Here is a 17266-nt window from a genome sequence, read left to right as displayed (position 1 = left end):
AGCCTCCCCAGGCGCGCTCCCCGCTCACGCCGGGGTTGTCTCCAGGCTGCGCCACTCGGCCACCACGAACGGCGGCACCGGCAGCTCGGTGAACACCCCCGGCAGCCGCAGCCGCAACGGACGGTTCTGGTTCAGTTCCGCCAGCAAGGGGTTCAGATCGAATTCGGCGGCGGCAGCGCGGCCGTCGTTGCCCAGGGCTGGGCTCTCCAGGGTCAGATCCTCCAGCTGCCACTCGAAGGGACCGGAGCTCACCTCCAGGGCGGTGGGGTGATCGAGCCGCACCTTGCCGGGGTAGCCCACCACCCGCAGCAGCAGCGGAGCCCCGGGCGGTCCGTCGCGGAAGGCCACCAGCTGCCAGGCCTGGTCATCCAGATCGCGCAGGCTCACCAGGCTGCGCAGCACCGGGCTGCCGGTTTCGTCGGGGTGCTCGTGCAGCTGAGCCAGGGCTGGCCCGTTGGGCCAGGTCAGCAGGCTCCCCAGCACCAGGGTGAGGGCCAGCAGCAGCCGGCCCGCGCGCCGGATCAGCGAGCTCATGGTTCACGCTCGGCGCCGGGGATCGGCCGCCAATCGGTGTGGGTGGCCCAGAGGGCCCAGATCGCCATCGCCCGCAGGTAATGGCAGGCCCTGAAGGTGCCCACCGCCGTGATCGCCTCGGGGGTGCGGAACTGAAGCCCCCCCGCATACACCTGGCCCACCACCGCGCCGGTGATCGCCAGGGCGGTTTCCGTCTGGCCCATCAGCCGGTAGTAGGCCGCCAGGCCGAAATTGATGCCGGTCCACACCTCCAGCGGATGGGTGCCGTTGGGGTCGAGCGGGGTGCCGTCGCGGCGCAGGCCGTTGGCCACCCCCAGCCGCCCCCCCTCGAAGCGCTCGAAGCAGGCCTCACGGATGGCCGCCAGCGACGAAAGGGCCCGCTCGTCGCTCACCACCGGCGGCAGTCCCAGCAGGCGGGCGTAGAAGTCGCCGCAGAGCTGGTCGGCCATCACAACCGGCGTGCCGCTGCCGGCATCGATCCGGTAGTACTCACCGTTCCAGAGCAGCCGATCGAAATTCGCCCGGGAGGGCTCCAGCCAGCTGCCGAACTCCCGCTGCTCGGCGCCGGTGTCGAGGCCGAGGTCAAGCTGCAGCCGCTGGGCCATGGCCAGGGCCGCCTCCAGGGCCGCGATCCAGAGGGCGCCGCAGTAGGCGCTCACCCCCTGCAGCGGCCAGTCGTCGAAGGTCTGGTCGGGGGCGCCGCCGTTGTCGGGCAGCCCGTCATCGTTGACGTCGAACTGCTTGAGGTAGCGCAGGGCCTCCACCACCGCCGGCCAGCAGTCGGCCAGGAAGCGCAGGTCTTCTCCCGAGGGAGACCGACGGAACAACCGCCAGACCTGCAGCACGAAGTCGGAGGCCAGGTCCTTCCAGAGGTTGCAGTCCTGATAGGCGGTGTAGTTGGTGGCCTCGAACGGCCGCTCATTCGGGGCGCCCAGGTCGTGGGGGGTGGCGCCGCCGACCTTGCGGGCGGCTTCCACCCGGCCCCGCCCCTGGGTGAAATACCAGCCGATCGGCCGGGGGGTGGCATCGGCGGCGGGAATGGCATGGGCGAAGCTGCGCAGCACCGCCTTCTCGAGTTCCGGCCAGAGCTGCAGCAGGGCGAACGCGCCGTACAGCCGCACGTCGAGGCTTTCGTACCAGGCGTAGTCGAAGCACTCCAGCACCCCGAAGCGCCCCACCGGATCGGTGGGGCCGGCGGCCGTCCAGAGGCTGCCGCCGCTGCAGAGGTCGTAGAGCTCATTGAACAGGGCCATGCGAATGGCCTCGGGCAGATCGCTGCGCTCCAGCACCGGCCGCTGCCAGGTTTCGATCGCCTCCCGCCACTGGCGCCACTCGCTCAGGGCCTCCGCGGCGATGGCCGCGGCGTTGGTGCCCGTGGCCCCGAAGAAATCCGTGTAGCGGCGCAGGGCGGAGCTGCCTGTGGCGAAGGCCGTCACCGGCAGGTCCCAGCTGATCACCACCGGCAGCTCGATCTCGGCGCCAGGCTCGAGCCTCAGCCGCAGGGCGATCGCGGCGCTGGCCTGTTCGCTGCCCGTGCTGCGCCGGTCGTTGTTGCTGTCCGGAATCGAGCCGTCGCGGCAGAACGGCTCCCAGATCTCGGCGCCGTTGCCACTGGGATCCCAGCGGCTGCAGCGCATCACCTCCACCCCCTCGAGCTGATCGGGCACCGCCAGGCACCACTGGCCCTCCCCTTCTCGGATGGGCTGGCCGGGGGCACCCTCCAGCAGCACGCCCTTGAGGCCGGGTGCCTCGATCCAGCGGTTGCGCTGGCCTGCTCCCCGGCCGATCGCCGGCAGGTAGTTGTGCTCGGGGCTGCCGTCGTCGCGGAAATGGACGGCCGCGGCGGCATCGGTGTTGGTGAACCAGCCGGTGGTGTTGCGCCAGCTCAGCAGCAGCGAGAGATCCAGGGGCGCTCTGGTGGGATTGGCCAGCCGCCAGCGGAACACGGCCACCGGGTAGCTGGTGCGCTGGTAGTCGCCGGGGAGGATGGGGCTGAAGGCCTCGCAGCTGACCTCGGCGCGGAAGTCGGCCCCGTAGTCGAACCAGTGGAGGGGATAGCGGGCGGCGTAGCTGCCGCTGCTCTCCCCGCCCAGCCACTGCCAGTGGCCCAGGGGGGGCTCGCCGGCGTCAGGCCTGGAATCGTCGCGCTCCGGGGCCCGGGCCAGGGCCCTGGCCCGGCTTGCCTCTCCGTCGTGCTCGAACAGGGCGAACTGGCAGTCGGGCAGGACCCCGAACCAGTGCTCGCCCCCATCGAGGTTCCAGAGGTTGAAGCTGCCGTCGGGTCCGCGGCCGATGCAGCCGGCACCGAATCCCCCGAGCGGGGCCCCGTGGTTGGGGCCGTCGTCGAGGTTGCTGGCGTAGCGCACCGTGTAGGGGTCATCCCAACCCTGGCCGATCGGCCGCTGCCAGCTGGCGGGCGGGGCCTGGGCGGGCCGACCTGCTCCGGGCCTGCGCAGCAGCGAGGAGAGGGCGGACAGGCCGAACGCAGCCATGGTGCTCATCGAGTTGGGGCCAGCTTGTCAGAGCTGGCCGGTGCCAGCGCCCACTTCCTGCTCGATCAGGGCATCGAGGGTGATCGCCGAGCGCACCACGGCCTGGTAGCGCTGCACCACCCGCCGGTTCCTCTCCAGCCAGAGGCCGGCCTCCTCACCGCCGCCGCCAGTGGCTTCGGGGCTGAGAAGTTCGATCTCAGGCTGGCCCGCCAGCAGGGCCAGGGCCAGCTCATGCACGCGCTGGCGGCGGGAGGGGGGCTCGGGTGCTGCCATGGGGGCCTCGACTCGCGGGCATCATGGCGAGGCCCGGCCAGCTGCCGCAGCGGAATCGCCCCGTGCACGACCCTCTCCAGCAGCACCCTCTCGAGGTGATCGGCACCGACGCCGCCGGGCTGGCCTCGCTGCCGCCGGCGGCCTCGGCCCTGGTGCGTCAGGCGGATCTGGTGGCCGCACCCGCCCGGCTGCTGCCGGGTCTGCGCCAGGCCCTGGCGGCTGAGACGGAGGCGCCGCAGCTGATCGCCAGTGATCGCCCTGACCAGCTCTTTCCCCTGCTGGAGAGCGCCCTGGCCAAGGAGCAGGCGGTGGTGCTGCTCGCCAGCGGTGATCCGCTCTGGTTCGGCATCGGCCGGCTGCTGCTCGATCGCTTCCCCCCGGGGTGCCTGCGCTTTCATCCCTCCCCCTCAAGCCTGCAGCTGGCCTTCGCCCGCCTCGGCCGTCCCTGGCAGGACGCCAGTTGGATCAGCCTGCATGGCCGCGACCCCGACCCCCTGGCCGCCACCCTGCAGAAGCGTCCCTCCGCCCTGGCCGTGCTCACCGACCCGGGTCGCGGCGGCGCCGAGGAGGTGCGGCGGATCCTGCGGGCCTCGGGCCTCGAGCAGGCCTATGCCCTCTGGCTGTGCGAGCGGCTGGGGCATCCCCAGGAGCGGGTGCTCAGGCTGGCGCCTGGCGCTGAGCTGCCGGCCGATCTGGATCCGCTCCATCTCGTCCTTCTGATTGCCGAGTCACCGCCCCCCCCGTCGGATCCCGCTGCCCTGCCGCGGTTCGGTCTGGAGGATGGCCTGTTCCTGCAGCACGCGGATCGCCCCGGCCTGATGACCAAGCGGGAGGTGCGCATCCAGTTGCTCGCTGACCTGGAGCTGCCCGCCGCCGGTGTGCTCTGGGACATCGGTGCCGGCGTGGGCTCCATCGGCCTGGAGGCCCTGAGGTTGAGGCCAGACCTCCAGGGCTGGTTCCTGGAGCAGCGGGGCGGCTCGGCGGGCCTGATTGCCGCCAATGCCGGGCGCCTGGGGGTGCGGCCGGCGGCGATCCACGAGGGCCGGGCCCCGGAGGCGCTCAGCGTCTTTCCCGACCCCGACAGGGTGGTGATCGGCGGTGGCGGTCGTGGGCGGGTTGCGGTGCTGACGGCGGTGCTGGAGCGGTTGCGGCCCGGTGGGGTTGTCGTGATTCCGCTGGCCACCCTGGAGGCCCTGGCGGAGCTGCGGCCTCTGCTGGAGCGCTCCGGCCTGGCCGTGGCGGTGAGTCAGCATCAGTCCTGGCGCGGGGCCCCCCTGGCCGAGGGCACCCGCCTGGCGCCGCTCAATCCGGTGCTGGTGCTCAAGGGGTGTCGCGTGGCCTGAGCCAGAGGATCGGCGCCGGTGAGCCCACGGCGATGCCCAGCCGGGCTGCTTCGCCGGCATCCAGCTCCACCACCCCATCGGAGGGTTCCCGGGGGCCGTAGCTGCGGCAGGGCAGGCGCGGGCAGGGCTGGGCTGCGGCTTCGATGGCGATCACCCGGCCCTCGCGCAGGAAGATCATGTCGAGCGGGCTGATGGTGCGATGCATCCAGAAGCGCGCCGGCTGGGGGGGATCGAAGCGGAACCACATGCCTCGCAGGGGACCCAGCGGCGGGCGCTGCATCAGGCCGAGGCTGAACTGACGCTCGGTTCTGGGCACCTCCAGCTGGATGCAGCCGCCGGTTCCCTCCAGGCACCACTCCGCCTCCAGGGGCAGCACCTGGGGGGGAGCCTCGGTTGGCACGGCACGTGCGAGCGGCCGGGGGGGGGCCACAGCCACAGCTACGGCCACGGCCCCCAGCAGCGCGCCCAGGGGTGGAAGCAGCCGGGCGAAGGTCATGGGGCGGGACGCTCCGGGCGGGGTGCACGCTCGCACAGGCAGTAGCCCTGGCCGCGCACCGTGTGGATCAGGCGCTTCTCCCCATGCTCCTCCAGTTTCTGGCGCAGGTAGCGGATGTACACCTCCACCACATTGCTGGCGGCCCCCCCCTGGTCCTGCCACACCTCGGCGAGGATCTGCTCCCGGCTGAGCACCATGCCGGGCTGACGCATCAGGCTGAGCAGCAGGTGGTACTCGCGTGCAGTGAGCGCCAGCAGGCGACGCCCACGACGCACTTCCCGACTGGTCGGATCCAGGAGCAGGTCAGCCAGCTGCAGCGGCGGCACCTCGCCGTGCCTGTCGCCGCGGATCTGCAGGAGCAGGCGCAGGCGCATCAGCAGATCGCTGCCGCCGGTGCTGGAGAGCCAGAAGTCATCGGCGCCGGAGCTGAAGCAGCGGGAGCGCGCCTCGACGCTGTCGCTGACCAGATCGAGCAGGATCGGCACCTCCTCCAGAATCATGCGCAGGGTCGGAATGGTGGCTGCCCCGTCCGGACCCGACACCAGCACCGCGGCGGGTGGATCGGGCAGGGCCCCCACCGGGGCCGTGCGGTACCCGGAGGCCTCCAGGCGTGGTGCCATGGCTTCCGCTTCCTCCCCCACCAGCAGGATCAGGGGGCCGCTCACGGGCCTGCTCCCACTCCGGGGTCATCACGGCTGCCCAAGTCACCGTTGTCGGGTTTGGCCACATGGGGCAGACCCCAGCCCAGCTTGTTGCGCAGCACCTGGAAGAACTCGTGGTCCTGCAGCCGCACGAAGCGGGCCGGGTGGGGGCTGCGGCGGATCAGCACCCGGTCTTCCGGCCACACGTAACAGCCGGCGCTGCCATCGACCACCATCATCAGCCGCTCGGGGGTGGCCGGAAACACCGTCACCGGTTCCTGGTCGCTGAACACCAGGGCGCGGGAGGCGAGGGAGTGGGGCGCGATCGGGGTGAGCTGCAGCACCGGGCAGTCGGGAGTGATCACCGGTCCGCCGGCGCTGAGGGCATAGGCGGTGGATCCTGTGGGGGTCGAGAGGATCACCCCATCGGCCGAGATGTCGACGGGTACATGGCGACCGATGGCGATCTCGAAGTGGCACATGCTGGTGAGCGGTTCCCGGTGCAGGGCCATCTCGTTGAGGCAGAGCACCTCCCAGCGCCTCTGCTCTCCTCGCATCACGCTCACCACCAGCATGGTGCGCTCCTCGACGCTCCAGCGGTCGTTGAGCAGCTGATCCATGGCCCCATCGAGCTCGCTCAGGTAGGCCTCGGCCAGGAAGCCCAGGTGGCCGGTGTTGATCGTCAGGATCGGCACGCCGATCGGGGCGGTCTGACGGGCGGCGGAGAGCACGGTGCCGTCGCCGCCCAGCACCACGGCCAGGCTCATCTCAGGGTGAAAGCTGTCCGGCACGCAGGCGCTGTAGCCACGGCTGCGCAGGTGCTGGTCGGGATTGGCGAACCCCACCATCCCGCCGGAGCTGCTGACCCTCAGCACGCCGCTGCCGGCCGCCTCCAGGCGGCTCTGAATCACATCGGCCGTCTTGACGGCCAGATCTTTGCCGTCGTTGACGATCAGTCCGACGCAGGGCACCGGTCGGAAGCAGGAACCCGTCGAGTTTATGGGGCGCCTTCCGGCCGCGGCCTGATTGCCATCAGAACTGTTCCAGGAAGCGCAGGTCGCTGGTGAACAGCCGGCGGATGTCGTCGATGCCGTGGCGCACCATGCAGAAGCGCTCCACTCCGAGCCCGGCGGCGAAACCACTCCAGCGCTCGGGATCGAGTCCCAGCCCCTCCAGCACCGCCGGATCCACCATGCCGCAGCCCATCACCTCCAGCCAGCGCCCGCGCCACTGCACGTCCACCTCGGCCGAAGGCTCGGTGAAGGGGAAGTAGCTGGCCCGGAAACGCACCGGCAGATCGCCGAAGAACTGCTGCAGGAAGGTGGTCACGGTGCCGCGCAGGTGGCTGAAATCCAGCCCTTCATCGATCGCCAGCACCTCCACCTGATGGAACACCGGCGAGTGGGTGGCATCCACCGCATCGCGCCGGTACACCCGCCCTGGCGCCACGATCCGCACCGGCGGCGGATTGCTCTCCAGGTGGCGGATCTGCACGGGTGAGGTGTGGGTGCGCAGCAGCCGGTCGCCGGGCAGATAGAAGGTGTCCTGCATGTCCCGGGCCGGATGGTGCGGCGGGATGTTCAGCGCTGTGAAGTTGTAATGGTCGGTTTCCGCCTCCGGACCCTCCTCCACCCGGTAGCCGAGTCCCGCGAAGATGTCGACGATCTCCTCGATCGTGCGGATCAGGGGGTGGCGATGCCCCACCGGCACATAGCGGCTCGGGGCAGTCACATCGAGGCGTTCCCCCGCCAGCTTCTCGGCCATGGCGGCGGAGCGCAGCCCCTCCAGCCGCCGGCTCAGCAGCGCCTGCACCTGCTCCTTGAGCCCGTTGGCCCGCTGACCCACCAGGGGTCGTTCGCTCGCGTCGAGCCTGCCCATGGCACCCAGCACCGCCGAGAGGCGGCCCTTCTTGCCCAGCAGCCCCACCCGCAGCCCCTCCAGCTCAGCGGTGTCACCGGCCGCGGCGATCGAGGCCGCCGCTTCGGCTTCAAGGGCGTCGAGCTGGTCGGTGAGCTGCTGCAGGCTGATCGTGGCGCTCACGGAACGGTGGCGGTGGCGATCGACTGTACGGAGGGAGCCTGCCTAAGTTGCCGCCTGCCTCCCTGCCCCTGCCGGTCCCGATGTCCAACCTGCGGATCCTGATCAGCAACGACGACGGGGTGTTCGCCGAGGGCATTCAGACCCTGGCGGCCGAGGCGGTGGGCCGAGGCCATGCGGTCACGGTGGTCTGCCCGGATCAGGAACGCTCCGCCACCGGCCATGGCCTCACCATGCAGACCCCCCTGCGGGCGGAGCGGGCCGATCGCCTCTTCGCGGAGGGCGTGATCGCCTGGGCCTGCAGCGGTACCCCCTCCGACTGCGTCAAGCTCGCCCTGGGTCGGCTGCTGAGCACGCCGCCCGACCTGGTGCTCTCGGGCATCAACCATGGCCCCAACCTGGGCAGTGACGTCTTCTATTCCGGCACGGTCTCGGCGGCGATGGAGGGCACCCTCGAGGGGCTGCCTTCCCTGGCGGTGAGCAGCGCCTGCTTCGACTGGCGCCAGTTCGGCCCGGCTGCCGTGCTCGCCCTCGACGTGGCGGAAGCGGCCCTGGCCGGGGTCTGGCCGGAGGGTCTGTTGCTCAACCTCAACGTGCCGGCCCTGCCCCTGGAGCGGATCGGATCGTTGCGCTGGTGCCGCCCGGCGGTGCGCCGCTACCGCGACCAGTTCGATCAGCGCACCGACCCGCGTGGGCGCACCTACTACTGGCTGGCCGGTGAAGTGGTCGATGACCTCGCTTCCGCCACGGCCGGCCCCCGCGACTGGCCCACGGACGTGGCCCAGATCCAAGCCGGCGGCGCAGCCCTGACGCCTCTGCAGCCGGAACTGTTCTGGCGAGGTGGCCTCGAGGCGCTGCCGGTTCAGTTGGGGCGGTGAACCCGCTGCAGCAGCCAGAGGCTGAACAACAGGCCGATCAGATGGGCGAACAGCACCTGGGTGTTGCTCAGCACCGAGAGCATCTCGATCGAGGTGATCGGCAGACCCACCAGGCCACCCCGGGTGCCGGGCGGCACGGCCAGCTGGGCGCCGAAGAAACCGGGCACCTGCATCGAGGCCTGAACGAACAGGCTGCCGGCCAGGGCCTGATAGCCCACGGCCGCCAGGGTCAGCCCGGCCAGATCGGCCAGAACACCCCGCTTGATCAGACGACTGGTTTCCCCACGGCTGGGCCGGACAGGGCTGGCCAGGGCCCGGCCGCAGCGCACCACCAGCCAGCTCTGCCAGATGCACCAGAGCAGAAGGAAGAACGACAGGGTGGTCAGCGACAGCCCGGGACCCAGGCCCATGGAGCGGGCGGTGTTGGCAGCCAGGCGCCCGCCGATGTTGTTGAACAGCAGCACGCCCACCACCACCACCCCCAGCGACATCTGGGTCCAGAAGCGGATCCAGCCCACCCGGCGCAGGGCCGCGGAGACCAGCTGGAGATCAAGGCGGTCAGCCATCGCAGCGCGGAACCGGGGGTGGAGCGTCCCAAACTTGCCATGGCCCGTCCCGCAGGGCAGGAACCTGCAGGGCCGGAACCTGCATGGAAGGATGGAATCCAAGCCGGGCTGCCTCCGATTCCTTGATTCCCCTGCGATCCCCCCAGGACGCCATGCGGCCCACGGCCGTCGCCCTGGGCAGCTTCGATGGCCTGCACCAGGGGCACCGCCGGGTGATCGCCGCCGTCGCCAGTGCCCCGACCCCGGGACTGATTCCCACGGTGGTGAGTTTCTGGCCCCACCCCCGTGAGCTGCTCTACGGCGAGCCCCGCCTGCGCCTCGATCTCCCCAGCGAGAAGCTGGCGCTGCTCGAGCCCTACGGCATCCGCCAGCTGGTGCTGGTGCCCTTCACCCGCGACCTCTCCCTGCTCAGCCCTGAGGCTTTCGTGGAGCAGGTGCTGGTGGGGGAGCTCCAGGCCAGGGAGGTGGCCGTGGGTGAGAACTTCCGCTTTGGCCACGACCGGGTCGGTGACACCGCCAGCCTGCGGGAGATGGGCCGACGCCATGGCCTGCGGGTGCTGGTCTCCCCGATGCTCTGGGACGGGGCCGAGCGGATCAGCAGCAGCAGGATCCGCCGGGCCCTGGCCGCGGGGGCCATCGATGAGGCCAACCGTCTGCTGGAGCGCCCCTACCGCTTCAGCGGCAGGGTGGTGCGCGGGCGGGGGCTGGGCCGGCAGCTCAGCTGGCCCACGGCGAATCTGCAGGTGGATGGCCGCAAGTTTCTGCCCCTGGAGGGGGTCTATGCCGCCCGGGTGCGCCGCCTCACCCCGGCCGGCGGGGGGCAGGCGCTGCTGCCCTGCGGTGAAGCCATGGCGGCGGTGATGAACCTGGGCCCCCAGCCCACGGTGGATCCCCTGGCCCCTTCGGCGGTGGAGGTGCACCTGCTCGATCGGGAGCTGGACCTGGTGGGACGGGATCTGGAGGTGGAGCCGGTGCAGCTGCTGCGCCGCCAGCAACGGTTTGCCGGCCTCGAGGAGCTCAGCCGCCAGATCGGTGTGGACGCATCGCTGGCCCGCAGCCTGCTCGGACCTGAAGCTTCAGGGGGCGTAGGCGTTGCTCAGGCCCCAGCCGATGAAGGCGGCAATCCCTCCGAGCAGCAGAATTCCTGAGATCAGCACCAGCATCGGGCTGTCACCGCCACCGAAATCCATTGCCGTCTGCCCTGGAGTCGGCCCCACCTTACGCAGGTTCCGATCCCGTGAATGCCGCCCCGACGACGCCTGAGCCGGCCGTACTGCGCCTGCTCGACGCCAACCTCGATCGCGCCCGCGAAGGTCTGCGGGTGCTGGAAGACTGGTGCCGCTTCGGCCTCGATCGCCAGGATCTGGTGGCCCGCCTCAAGGACCTGCGCCACCGCCTGGGTCGCTGCCACCGCGCCGCCTACAAGGCCGCCCGCCACACCGCCAGCGACGGGGGCGCCGGCCTGGCCCATCCCGCCCAGAGCGAGCGGCAGCAACCGGTGCAGGTGGTGGCTGCCAACGCCGGCAGGGCCCAGGAGGCCCTGCGGGTGCTGGAGGAGTTCAGTCGCGGCCATGATCCTCAGCTGGCGGCCGAGGCCGCTGCGATCCGCTACGCCCTCTACGACCTGGAGGTGGATCTGATGCGGGCCTGCGGCGCCGCCGCTGGACGCCGTGACCAGCTGCTGCGCTGCCATCTGTACCTGATCACCAGCCCGTCGCCCCGCCTGCTTGCAACCGTGACCGCGGCCCTGGAGGCGGGGGTGCGCCTGGTTCAGTACCGCGCCAAGCAGGCCGACGACCTGCAGCGCTGGCAGGAAGCCCGCGCCCTGCGTCAGCTCTGCTCCCGCTATGGCGCGTTGTTCATCGTCAACGACCGGGTGGATCTGGCTCTGGCGGTGCAGGCCGATGGGGTGCACCTGGGCCAGGGGGATCTGCCCCCCGCCGAGGCGCGGCGCCTGCTGGGCCCCGATCGCCTGATCGGCCGCAGCACCCAGCGGATCGAGCAGTTGCGCCAGGCGGTGGCCGATGGCTGCGACTACGTGGGTGTCGGCCCCATCAACGCCACCCCCACCAAGCCGGGGCGAGACCCCGTGGGACTGGCCTACGTGAGCCAGGCGGCCGCTGAAAGCCCGATTCCCTTCTTCGCCATCGGCGGACTTGAGGCCACCACCCTGCCGCCGGTGCTCGCGGCCGGCGGTCGGCGGGTGGCGGTGGTGCGGGCGATCATCGAGGCCGAAGATCCGCACAGGGCCAGCCACGAGCTGCTCGAGGCCCTGCAGGAGGAGGCATGAGCGACACCGGCAGGGCCGGCGGTGGCGTCACGATCCAGCTCAACGGGGAAGCGCGCCCCTGCCCCTCAGGCCTGCATCTGCTGGAGGTGCTGCGGCACTTCGGCTATGAACCGCGGCTGGTGGTGGTGGAGTTCAACGGTGTGATTCTGCCCCGCACCGCCTGGGCTGAGCAGGCCGTTGGCGAGGACGCCGTACTCGAGGTGGTCACCATCGTGGGGGGTGGTTCCTAGATTCGGCGCACTTGCTTCGGGTGACACCTGTGTCCCCTCGTCCCTTCCCGATCGCCTTCCTGAGGCTGCGCCGGCTGACCATGGTGGCTCTGATGCCCCTGCTGGTCTGTGGGTTGCTGCTGCTCTCGTCGCCGTCGCCCAGCTGGGCGGCCCGCGGCGGGCGCATCGGCGGCGGCAGCTTCCGCTCAGCGCCCTCCATTCCCCGCAGCTACAGCGGCGGTGGCGGCGGCTACCGGGGCGGCTACGGCGGTGGCGGGTACCGCGGTGGATACGGCGGCGGCATCGGCTTCCCCTTCCTGATCCCCATCTTCGGATTCGGCGGTGGGGGGCTGTTCGGTTTCCTGATCCTGATGGCGATCGCCGGTTTTCTCGTCAACGCCCTGCGCGGCGCTGGCGGTTCCATGACCGGCGGGGAGGGTGGCCGTCTGGTCGCGGCTCCCCGCGCCGACGGTCCGGTCACCATCGCCCAGCTGCAGGTGGGCCTGCTGGCCTCCGCCCGGGAGCTCCAGGACGATCTGCGCCGCCTGGCCGCCACGGCAGACACCACCGGCAGCGCCGGCCTGCAGCGGCTGCTCCAGGAGACCAGCCTCTCCCTGCTGCGCCAGCCCGAACTCTGGGTCTACGCCAACAGCGAACTGGGCCAGGTCCCCTTCGCCACGGCTGAATCCACTTTCAACCGCCTCTCGATGACCGAGCGCAGCAAGCTGCGCAGTGAGGTCACCTCCAACGTGCGTGGTCAGCGCTTCCAGGATGAAGCGGCCGCCAGTGGCCCCACCGATGCGGCCAGCGACTTCATCGCGGTCACCCTGCTGGTGGCCAGCCGGGGCCGCATCCCGCTCAAGCCCTTCACCACCGCCGACGGTCTGCGGGATGCCCTCGGCGTGATCGGGGCGGTCTCGGTCAGCGACCTGATCGCCCTGGAGGTGATCTGGCAGCCCGAGGGCAAGGGGGAAGTGCTCAGCACCGAGGAGCTGCTCACGGCCTATCCGCAGCTGCAGCACCTCTGAGGGCCAGCAGGATGCGCAGGGCCGCCATGGCGGCTCCATAGCCGTTGTCGATGTTCACCACGCTGAGTCCAGGGGCGCAGCTGGCGAGCATCCCGTTCAGGGCCGCCACCCCACCGGCGCTCACGCCGTAGCCCACCGACACCGGAACGCCGATCACCGGCTGGGGCAGCAGTCCGGCCAGCACCGTGGGCAGGGCGCCTTCCATGCCGGCGCAGGCGATCAGCACCCGGGCGCCGCGCAGCCGCGGCAGCTGATCCAGCAGCCTGTGCAGACCGGCCACGCCCACATCCACCACCAGCTCGGTGGTCACCCCATGGCAGCGCAGGGCCAGCTGGGCCTCGTGGGCCACGGGCAGATCGCTGGTGCCGCCGCAGAGCACCTGCACCAGGCCCAGGGCCGGATCCGCGGCCGGGATGGGGCCGCTGGTGAGGCAGCGGGCCTGGCTGTGGTGCCGCAGCTCGCCGGCAAGCTGGGGCCTCTGGCGCTGCAGCCACTCCTGAATGGCCGACGCCTTCCCCTCAGCCACCCGGGTCACCAGGGCCAGCTCGCCGGCCTCGTGCAGGCGCTCGAGGATCGTCACGATCTGATCGACGTCCTTGCTCTCGCCCCAGACCGCCTCCACCATCCCCAGCCGCTGGCGCCGCCCCAGATCCAGCCGCGCCAGGGGCTCGGGCGTGGTCATTGGGGGATCAGTTCACCGCTGAACAGCAGGGGAAAGGGATGGGGGTCGCTGCGGCCGGTCCCCTGCCGCGCCAGCTCGTCGAAGCGCTGCTGGACCCGTTGCACCTCGGCGTCGGCGATGCCCTGCCACTGGCGGCGGCTGGCCCAGTGGATCAGCAGAAGCCCCTCTTCGCCGGCGGCATCCCAGTAGATCCGCCGCTCGAGAAAACCACTCTGCCGGCGCAACCACGGCTCCCAGCTCTGCCGCTCCGCCTCCAGCCAGGGCTCGCGATCGACGGCCGGCACCTTCAGGCGCAACACCTCCACCACCACCTGTTCGCTGCTGGCCCCCTGGGTTGGCTGAGCTGGCTCCATCTGGGTCTGGCCGGCTGCGGCGACGGCGGTGGGCATCACACCCAGGAGCATGGCCAACAGCAGCAGTGTCAGGGCGCAGACCCTACCCATTCCCGCCACCGCACGGCTCCAGCAGGGCCACGGCGTGGCAGGCGATCCCCTCCTCCCGCCCGGTGGGACCGAGGGTCTCGTTGGTGGTGGCCTTGATGCCCACCTGATCCGGATCGAGGCCCATGCGCCGGGCGATCGCCGCGCGCATGGCGGCGATGTGGGGCCGCAGCTTCGGGCGCTCGGCAATCACCACCGTGTCGACATTCACCACCCGCCAGCCCCGCGCCTGCACCAGGGCCACCACCTGCTCCAGGAGCACCAGGCTGTCGGCACCCCGCCAGCGCTCATCGTCGGGGGGGAAGTGCTGGCCGATGTCGCCCAGGCTGAGGGCCCCCAGCAGGGCATCCATCAGGGCATGGACCAGCACGTCGGCATCGCTGTGACCATCGAGGCCGAGACCGGCGGGATGCTCCAGGGTCAGCCCCCCCAGGATCAGGGGGCGCCCCGGCACCAGCCGGTGGATGTCGTAGCCGTTGCCGATCCGCATCTGCATGGATCCATCCTGGCGGTTGGCTGTCTGCAGCCAGCGCTGGTAGAGGTCAGGGCGCCGCAGGCGGGTGCGCTCCTGCTGCCGCCCGGCCCGCCAGCGGGCGATGGCGCCGTGGTCGCCGCTGCGCAACACCTCCGGCACCGCCAGGCCCCGGAATTCGGCCGGGCGGGTGTAGTGGGGATGCTCCAGCAGCAGGCCGCTGTGGCTCTCCTCCACCAGTGACGCCGCGCTGCCCACCGTGCCCGGCAGCAGCCGCACCACCCCGTTGATCAGCACCATCGCCGCCAGCTCGCCGCCGGTGAGCACGAAATCTCCGAGCGACACCTCCTCATCGGCCAGGATGCGGATGCGCTCGTCGAAGCCCTCGTAGTGGCCGCAGAGCAGCACCAGCTGGTCGTGCTCGCGGGCCCAGCGCTGCAGGTCGCCCTGGCGCAGGGGCTGGCCCTGGGGGCTGAGCAGCAGCACCCGGCGCCGTTCCAGCACGGGAATCGCCTCGAAGGCCGCAAACACCGGCTCCGGCTTGAGCACCATGCCCGCCCCACCGCCGTAGGGCTGATCGTCGACCTTGCGGTACCGATCGCTGGCGTGATCGCGGGGGTTGTGGGTGTGCAGTTCGGCGATGCCGGCGCTGAAGGCCCGCCCGATCACGCCGAGGCTGGCCAGCGGCGCGAACGACTCGGGGGCCAGGCTCACCACATCCAGCCGCATCGCGCTCAGGACTCCGCCGGGGCCGGGCGGCTGACGCGCCTGATCTCCGAGCAGAAGCTGGCCTGCTCGGGCTGACCATCGGCGCCGTGGACGATGATGCTGCGCAGGCGCAGGTTCGGTTTGGTGAACCAGATGCGCTCCCGCTGCTCCTGATCGCCGCTGGTGATCACCAGCTCCAGGCTGCCGTCGGGCCACAGCTGCCAGTGGCCGATGCTGCCCTCGGAGCCCAGCAGGCTGCCGCCGGCCTCGAAGCCCAGCAGGCGGGAGAGACCATCGGGGGCGGTCACCTCCAGCCCCCCCAGGGAACGGCCCGGCGCAGCGGGCAGCAGGGCCACCGCCAGCTCGCCGCGGTGACTGTCATGCCAGGCGTCGTCGTCGCCCGTGGCGGCCGCACTGGCCTCCATCTGGCTGCGAAGCACCATCCACTGGCCGGCGCAGAGGTCGAGAAAGGCTGGCAGGTCCTCGGGGGGGAAGGCAGGGCTGGTGCCGGTCACGGCGGGGGAGCGGGCTGGCGGTTCATCCTCTCAGTCGCTGCGATCTTCAGTCGCCGCACTCTTCAGTTGCCGCACTTTTCAGTCGCCGCGGTAGCCGAGTTCCGCCAGCCGCGCCGGGTTGCGCCGCCAGTTGGGCACCACCTTCACGAACAGCTCCAGGTACACCGGCCCGTTGAACACCTTCTGCATCTGGGCCCTGGCGCCGCTGCCGATCTCCTTGAGCATCTGGCCCCGTTTGCCGATCAGGATTCCCTTCTGGCTGGAGCGCTCCACCAGCACCGTGGCCAGCACGGCGATGCGCTTGCCGTCTTCCACGATCCGCTCCACCTGCACCGCCACGGAGTGGGGCACCTCCTCGCGGGTGAGGGTCAGCACCTGCTCGCGGATAAGCTCCGCCAGCAGCAACCGCTCGGGTTGATCGCTGACCGCATCCGGCGGGTAGAGGTGGGGGCCGAGGGGCAGCCGCGCGGCCAGGGCCTCCACAAGCTCCGGGCAGCCCGCCCCGGTGCTGGCGCTGCAGGGCAGGAGGGGCCAGCCGCTGCGGGTCTGCCCGGGATCGGCCGGGTCGGCCCGCCGGTCGGAGAGGGCCAGCAGCTCCCGGTAGCTGGCCTCCAGCTCGCCGGCCCTGGCGGGGTCCACGAGATCACTCTTGTTGAGCGCCACCAGCACCGGCGCCCGGCTGTGACGCAGCAGCTCCACGATGAACCCGTCGCCCCGGCCGGCCGGTTCGCTGCCGTCCACCAGCAGCAGCACCACGTCCACTTCGCCGATCGCCCCGCGGGCGCTTTTGACCAGACGTTCCCCCAGCAGGTGGTGTGGCTTGTGGATGCCGGGGGTGTCAAGCAGCACCAGCTGGGCGCCGGCGGTGGTGAGGATCCCGCGCAGACGGTTGCGAGTGGTCTGGGCCAGCGGGGAGGTGATCGCCACCTTTTCGCCCACCAGGCGGTTGAGCAGGGTTGATTTGCCGACGTTGGGGCGCCCGATCAGGGCCACGAAGCCGGAGCGGAAGCCGTCGGGGGCCTGCTGGGGCAGCTGCAGGGGAAGGCCCTCGCCGGGCTGCTTCTCCAGGTCGGTCTCACGGGGGCCCGGCTTGTCCATAACCTCAACAGTGCCAGCCCAGCGGTTCGTGATGTCGGCGTCCACTCCTGCCACCCCCACCTTTCCCCAGGCGATGGAGATCGCGGCGGCCTGGCTGGGCCACTGGGAGAACGGTGAACTCAGCGATGAGGTGCTGGCGGATCGGGTGGGGGAGCTGGTGGCCAGCCTCGATGGAGCCCGAGGCTTTTTCGTGGTGGCCCTCACCCACGACGCGCCCCTGATGGACCGCCTGCCGGAGCCCCTGGTGCTCAGCCTGCGCCAGGCCGGGGATGGGGTGGTGGATCTCACCGCCCGCAACCTGGCCATGAGCACGGCGATGGCGCTGCACCACCAGCGCGCGGATGATCAGGCCCAGCAGGCCCGTTCGGAGCGGGTGTCTCGCCGCTGCACGGAGCTGCTGCGGTTGCTCGAGCCGATGGCCGTCAAGAAACGGCTGGAGGTGCTGCTGGCCGGTGCGGGCGGATCCGGCGACGACGTGACCTTCCTTGATCGCTGGGGGTACGACCCAGCCCAGCGCCGGGCCATTCGCGCAGCTGTGCTGGCGGTGGCCGACGCCTGAGGCGA

General features: G+C 71.1%; 20 protein-coding genes. 7 read left to right on the top strand and 13 right to left on the bottom strand.

The window, feature by feature from the left end:
* Positions 1 to 24 precede the first annotated feature (24 nt).
* The 3 genes from FPZ61_RS03345 to FPZ61_RS03335 are packed head-to-tail and all read right to left on the bottom strand — an operon-like array spanning position 25 to position 3299.
* Positions 25 to 534: a DUF3122 domain-containing protein gene (locus FPZ61_RS03345; protein ID WP_185464956.1), complete on the bottom strand. Its 510-nt coding sequence runs from the start codon at positions 532 to 534 to the stop codon at positions 25 to 27.
* Complete coding sequence (locus FPZ61_RS03340; RefSeq protein WP_185465148.1) at positions 531 to 3026, bottom strand: GH116 family glycosyl hydrolase; 2496 nt, start codon at positions 3024 to 3026, stop codon at positions 531 to 533. Before FPZ61_RS03340 ends, FPZ61_RS03345 begins: the two co-directional genes overlap by 4 nt.
* A 27-nt stretch (positions 3027 to 3053) precedes the next feature.
* Complete coding sequence (locus FPZ61_RS03335; RefSeq protein WP_185464955.1) at positions 3054 to 3299, bottom strand: hypothetical protein; 246 nt, start codon at positions 3297 to 3299, stop codon at positions 3054 to 3056.
* A gap of 62 nt (positions 3300 to 3361) precedes the next feature.
* On the opposite strand from FPZ61_RS03335, the gene cbiE reads away from it, so the two are divergent.
* On the top strand, positions 3362 to 4642 hold the full coding sequence (gene cbiE, locus FPZ61_RS03330) for a precorrin-6y C5,15-methyltransferase (decarboxylating) subunit CbiE (protein WP_370593354.1): 1281 nt from the start codon (positions 3362 to 3364) through the stop codon (positions 4640 to 4642).
* Here cbiE and FPZ61_RS03325 read toward each other — a convergent pair.
* The 4 genes from FPZ61_RS03325 to pheS form a co-directional block, all read right to left on the bottom strand.
* Entirely contained in the window at positions 4620 to 5138 is a 519-nt protein-coding gene (locus FPZ61_RS03325) for a DUF192 domain-containing protein (protein ID WP_185464953.1), read from the bottom strand. The genes cbiE and FPZ61_RS03325 overlap by 23 nt on opposite strands.
* Positions 5135 to 5803 carry a winged-helix domain-containing protein gene (locus FPZ61_RS03320; RefSeq protein ID WP_370593353.1) on the bottom strand — a complete coding sequence of 223 codons (669 nt, stop codon included), beginning with the start codon at positions 5801 to 5803 and terminating at the stop codon, positions 5135 to 5137. Before FPZ61_RS03320 ends, FPZ61_RS03325 begins: the two co-directional genes overlap by 4 nt.
* On the bottom strand, positions 5800 to 6750 hold the full coding sequence (locus FPZ61_RS03315; protein WP_185464952.1) for an NAD(+) kinase: 951 nt from the start codon (positions 6748 to 6750) through the stop codon (positions 5800 to 5802). The genes FPZ61_RS03320 and FPZ61_RS03315 overlap by 4 nt, the downstream gene beginning before the upstream one ends.
* A gap of 61 nt (positions 6751 to 6811) precedes the next feature.
* A complete protein-coding gene (pheS, locus tag FPZ61_RS03310; protein WP_185464951.1) occupies positions 6812 to 7819 on the bottom strand; it encodes a phenylalanine--tRNA ligase subunit alpha in 1008 nt (335 codons plus the stop codon).
* Positions 7820 to 7899: 80 nt separating this feature from the next.
* Between pheS and surE the strand changes: the two genes are divergently transcribed.
* The gene (gene surE, locus FPZ61_RS03305) at positions 7900 to 8694 is read left to right on the top strand and encodes a 5'/3'-nucleotidase SurE (RefSeq protein ID WP_185464950.1); all 795 of its coding nucleotides are present in this window, start codon (positions 7900 to 7902) and stop codon (positions 8692 to 8694) included.
* On the opposite strand, the gene FPZ61_RS03300 is transcribed toward surE, so the two are convergent.
* A complete protein-coding gene (locus FPZ61_RS03300; RefSeq protein WP_185464949.1) occupies positions 8679 to 9260 on the bottom strand; it encodes a DUF3611 family protein in 582 nt (193 codons plus the stop codon). The two genes, surE and FPZ61_RS03300, sit on opposite strands and share 16 nt — an antisense overlap.
* A gap of 122 nt (positions 9261 to 9382) precedes the next feature.
* On the opposite strand from FPZ61_RS03300, the gene FPZ61_RS03295 reads away from it, so the two are divergent.
* From FPZ61_RS03295 to FPZ61_RS03280, 4 genes are all read left to right on the top strand, one after another.
* Positions 9383 to 10408, top strand: coding sequence for a bifunctional riboflavin kinase/FAD synthetase (locus tag FPZ61_RS03295; RefSeq protein WP_185464948.1), 1026 nt, complete (start codon positions 9383 to 9385; stop codon positions 10406 to 10408).
* Between the two features lie 89 nt (positions 10409 to 10497).
* Positions 10498 to 11550, top strand: a complete 1053-nt coding sequence (locus FPZ61_RS03290; RefSeq protein ID WP_185464947.1) for a thiamine phosphate synthase — start codon at positions 10498 to 10500, stop codon at positions 11548 to 11550.
* Complete coding sequence (gene thiS, locus FPZ61_RS03285; protein WP_185464946.1) at positions 11547 to 11780, top strand: sulfur carrier protein ThiS; 234 nt, start codon at positions 11547 to 11549, stop codon at positions 11778 to 11780. The genes FPZ61_RS03290 and thiS overlap by 4 nt, the downstream gene beginning before the upstream one ends.
* 80 nt (positions 11781 to 11860) lie before the next feature.
* A complete protein-coding gene (locus tag FPZ61_RS03280; protein WP_185474754.1) occupies positions 11861 to 12787 on the top strand; it encodes a DUF1517 domain-containing protein in 927 nt (308 codons plus the stop codon).
* Here FPZ61_RS03280 and larB read toward each other — a convergent pair.
* From larB to era, 5 genes are all read right to left on the bottom strand, one after another.
* On the bottom strand, positions 12756 to 13469 hold the full coding sequence (larB, locus tag FPZ61_RS03275) for a nickel pincer cofactor biosynthesis protein LarB (RefSeq protein ID WP_185464945.1): 714 nt from the start codon (positions 13467 to 13469) through the stop codon (positions 12756 to 12758). The two genes, FPZ61_RS03280 and larB, sit on opposite strands and share 32 nt — an antisense overlap.
* Positions 13466 to 13858, bottom strand: coding sequence for a TIGR03792 family protein (locus FPZ61_RS03270; protein WP_255441330.1), 393 nt, complete (start codon positions 13856 to 13858; stop codon positions 13466 to 13468). The genes larB and FPZ61_RS03270 overlap by 4 nt, the downstream gene beginning before the upstream one ends.
* A gap of 46 nt (positions 13859 to 13904) precedes the next feature.
* Positions 13905 to 15119: a tRNA (guanosine(37)-N1)-methyltransferase TrmD gene (gene trmD, locus FPZ61_RS03265; RefSeq protein WP_185474753.1), complete on the bottom strand. Its 1215-nt coding sequence runs from the start codon at positions 15117 to 15119 to the stop codon at positions 13905 to 13907.
* A complete protein-coding gene (locus FPZ61_RS03260; protein ID WP_370593352.1) occupies positions 15116 to 15604 on the bottom strand; it encodes a phycobiliprotein lyase in 489 nt (162 codons plus the stop codon). Before FPZ61_RS03260 ends, trmD begins: the two co-directional genes overlap by 4 nt.
* Before the next feature lie 78 nt (positions 15605 to 15682).
* Positions 15683 to 16702 (bottom strand): GTPase Era, encoded by a 1020-nt coding sequence (era, locus tag FPZ61_RS03255; protein WP_255441329.1) that lies wholly within the window; start codon positions 16700 to 16702, stop codon positions 15683 to 15685.
* A 31-nt stretch (positions 16703 to 16733) separates the two neighbouring features.
* On the opposite strand from era, the gene FPZ61_RS03250 reads away from it, so the two are divergent.
* Positions 16734 to 17261, top strand: a complete 528-nt coding sequence (locus FPZ61_RS03250) for a hypothetical protein (protein WP_185464944.1) — start codon at positions 16734 to 16736, stop codon at positions 17259 to 17261.
* The last annotated feature ends 5 nt before the right edge of the window (positions 17262 to 17266 follow it).

The organism is Synechococcus sp. BSA11S, assembly GCF_014224355.1.
Lineage (GTDB): Bacteria > Cyanobacteriota > Cyanobacteriia > PCC-6307 > Cyanobiaceae > Regnicoccus_A.
The sequence above is the reverse complement of the archived record's forward strand: the minus strand, read 5'-3'. Positions and strand labels throughout refer to the sequence as shown.

Coding starts and splice junctions, on each gene's coding strand:
- larB (WP_185464945.1), bottom strand. CDS start 13,469: ATGACCACGCCCGAGCCCCTGGCGCGGCTGGATCTGGGGCGGCGCCAG.
- FPZ61_RS03300 (WP_185464949.1), bottom strand. CDS start 9,260: ATGGCTGACCGCCTTGATCTCCAGCTGGTCTCCGCGGCCCTGCGCCGG.
- FPZ61_RS03335 (WP_185464955.1), bottom strand. CDS start 3,299: ATGGCAGCACCCGAGCCCCCCTCCCGCCGCCAGCGCGTGCATGAGCTG.
- surE (WP_185464950.1), top strand. CDS start 7,900: ATGTCCAACCTGCGGATCCTGATCAGCAACGACGACGGGGTGTTCGCC.
- FPZ61_RS03280 (WP_185474754.1), top strand. CDS start 11,861: ATGGTGGCTCTGATGCCCCTGCTGGTCTGTGGGTTGCTGCTGCTCTCG.
- FPZ61_RS03250 (WP_185464944.1), top strand. CDS start 16,734: ATGTCGGCGTCCACTCCTGCCACCCCCACCTTTCCCCAGGCGATGGAG.
- FPZ61_RS03325 (WP_185464953.1), bottom strand. CDS start 5,138: ATGACCTTCGCCCGGCTGCTTCCACCCCTGGGCGCGCTGCTGGGGGCC.
- FPZ61_RS03270 (WP_255441330.1), bottom strand. CDS start 13,858: ATGCCCACCGCCGTCGCCGCAGCCGGCCAGACCCAGATGGAGCCAGCT.
- FPZ61_RS03345 (WP_185464956.1), bottom strand. CDS start 534: ATGAGCTCGCTGATCCGGCGCGCGGGCCGGCTGCTGCTGGCCCTCACC.
- era (WP_255441329.1), bottom strand. CDS start 16,702: ATGGACAAGCCGGGCCCCCGTGAGACCGACCTGGAGAAGCAGCCCGGC.
- thiS (WP_185464946.1), top strand. CDS start 11,547: ATGAGCGACACCGGCAGGGCCGGCGGTGGCGTCACGATCCAGCTCAAC.
- FPZ61_RS03340 (WP_185465148.1), bottom strand. CDS start 3,026: ATGGCTGCGTTCGGCCTGTCCGCCCTCTCCTCGCTGCTGCGCAGGCCC.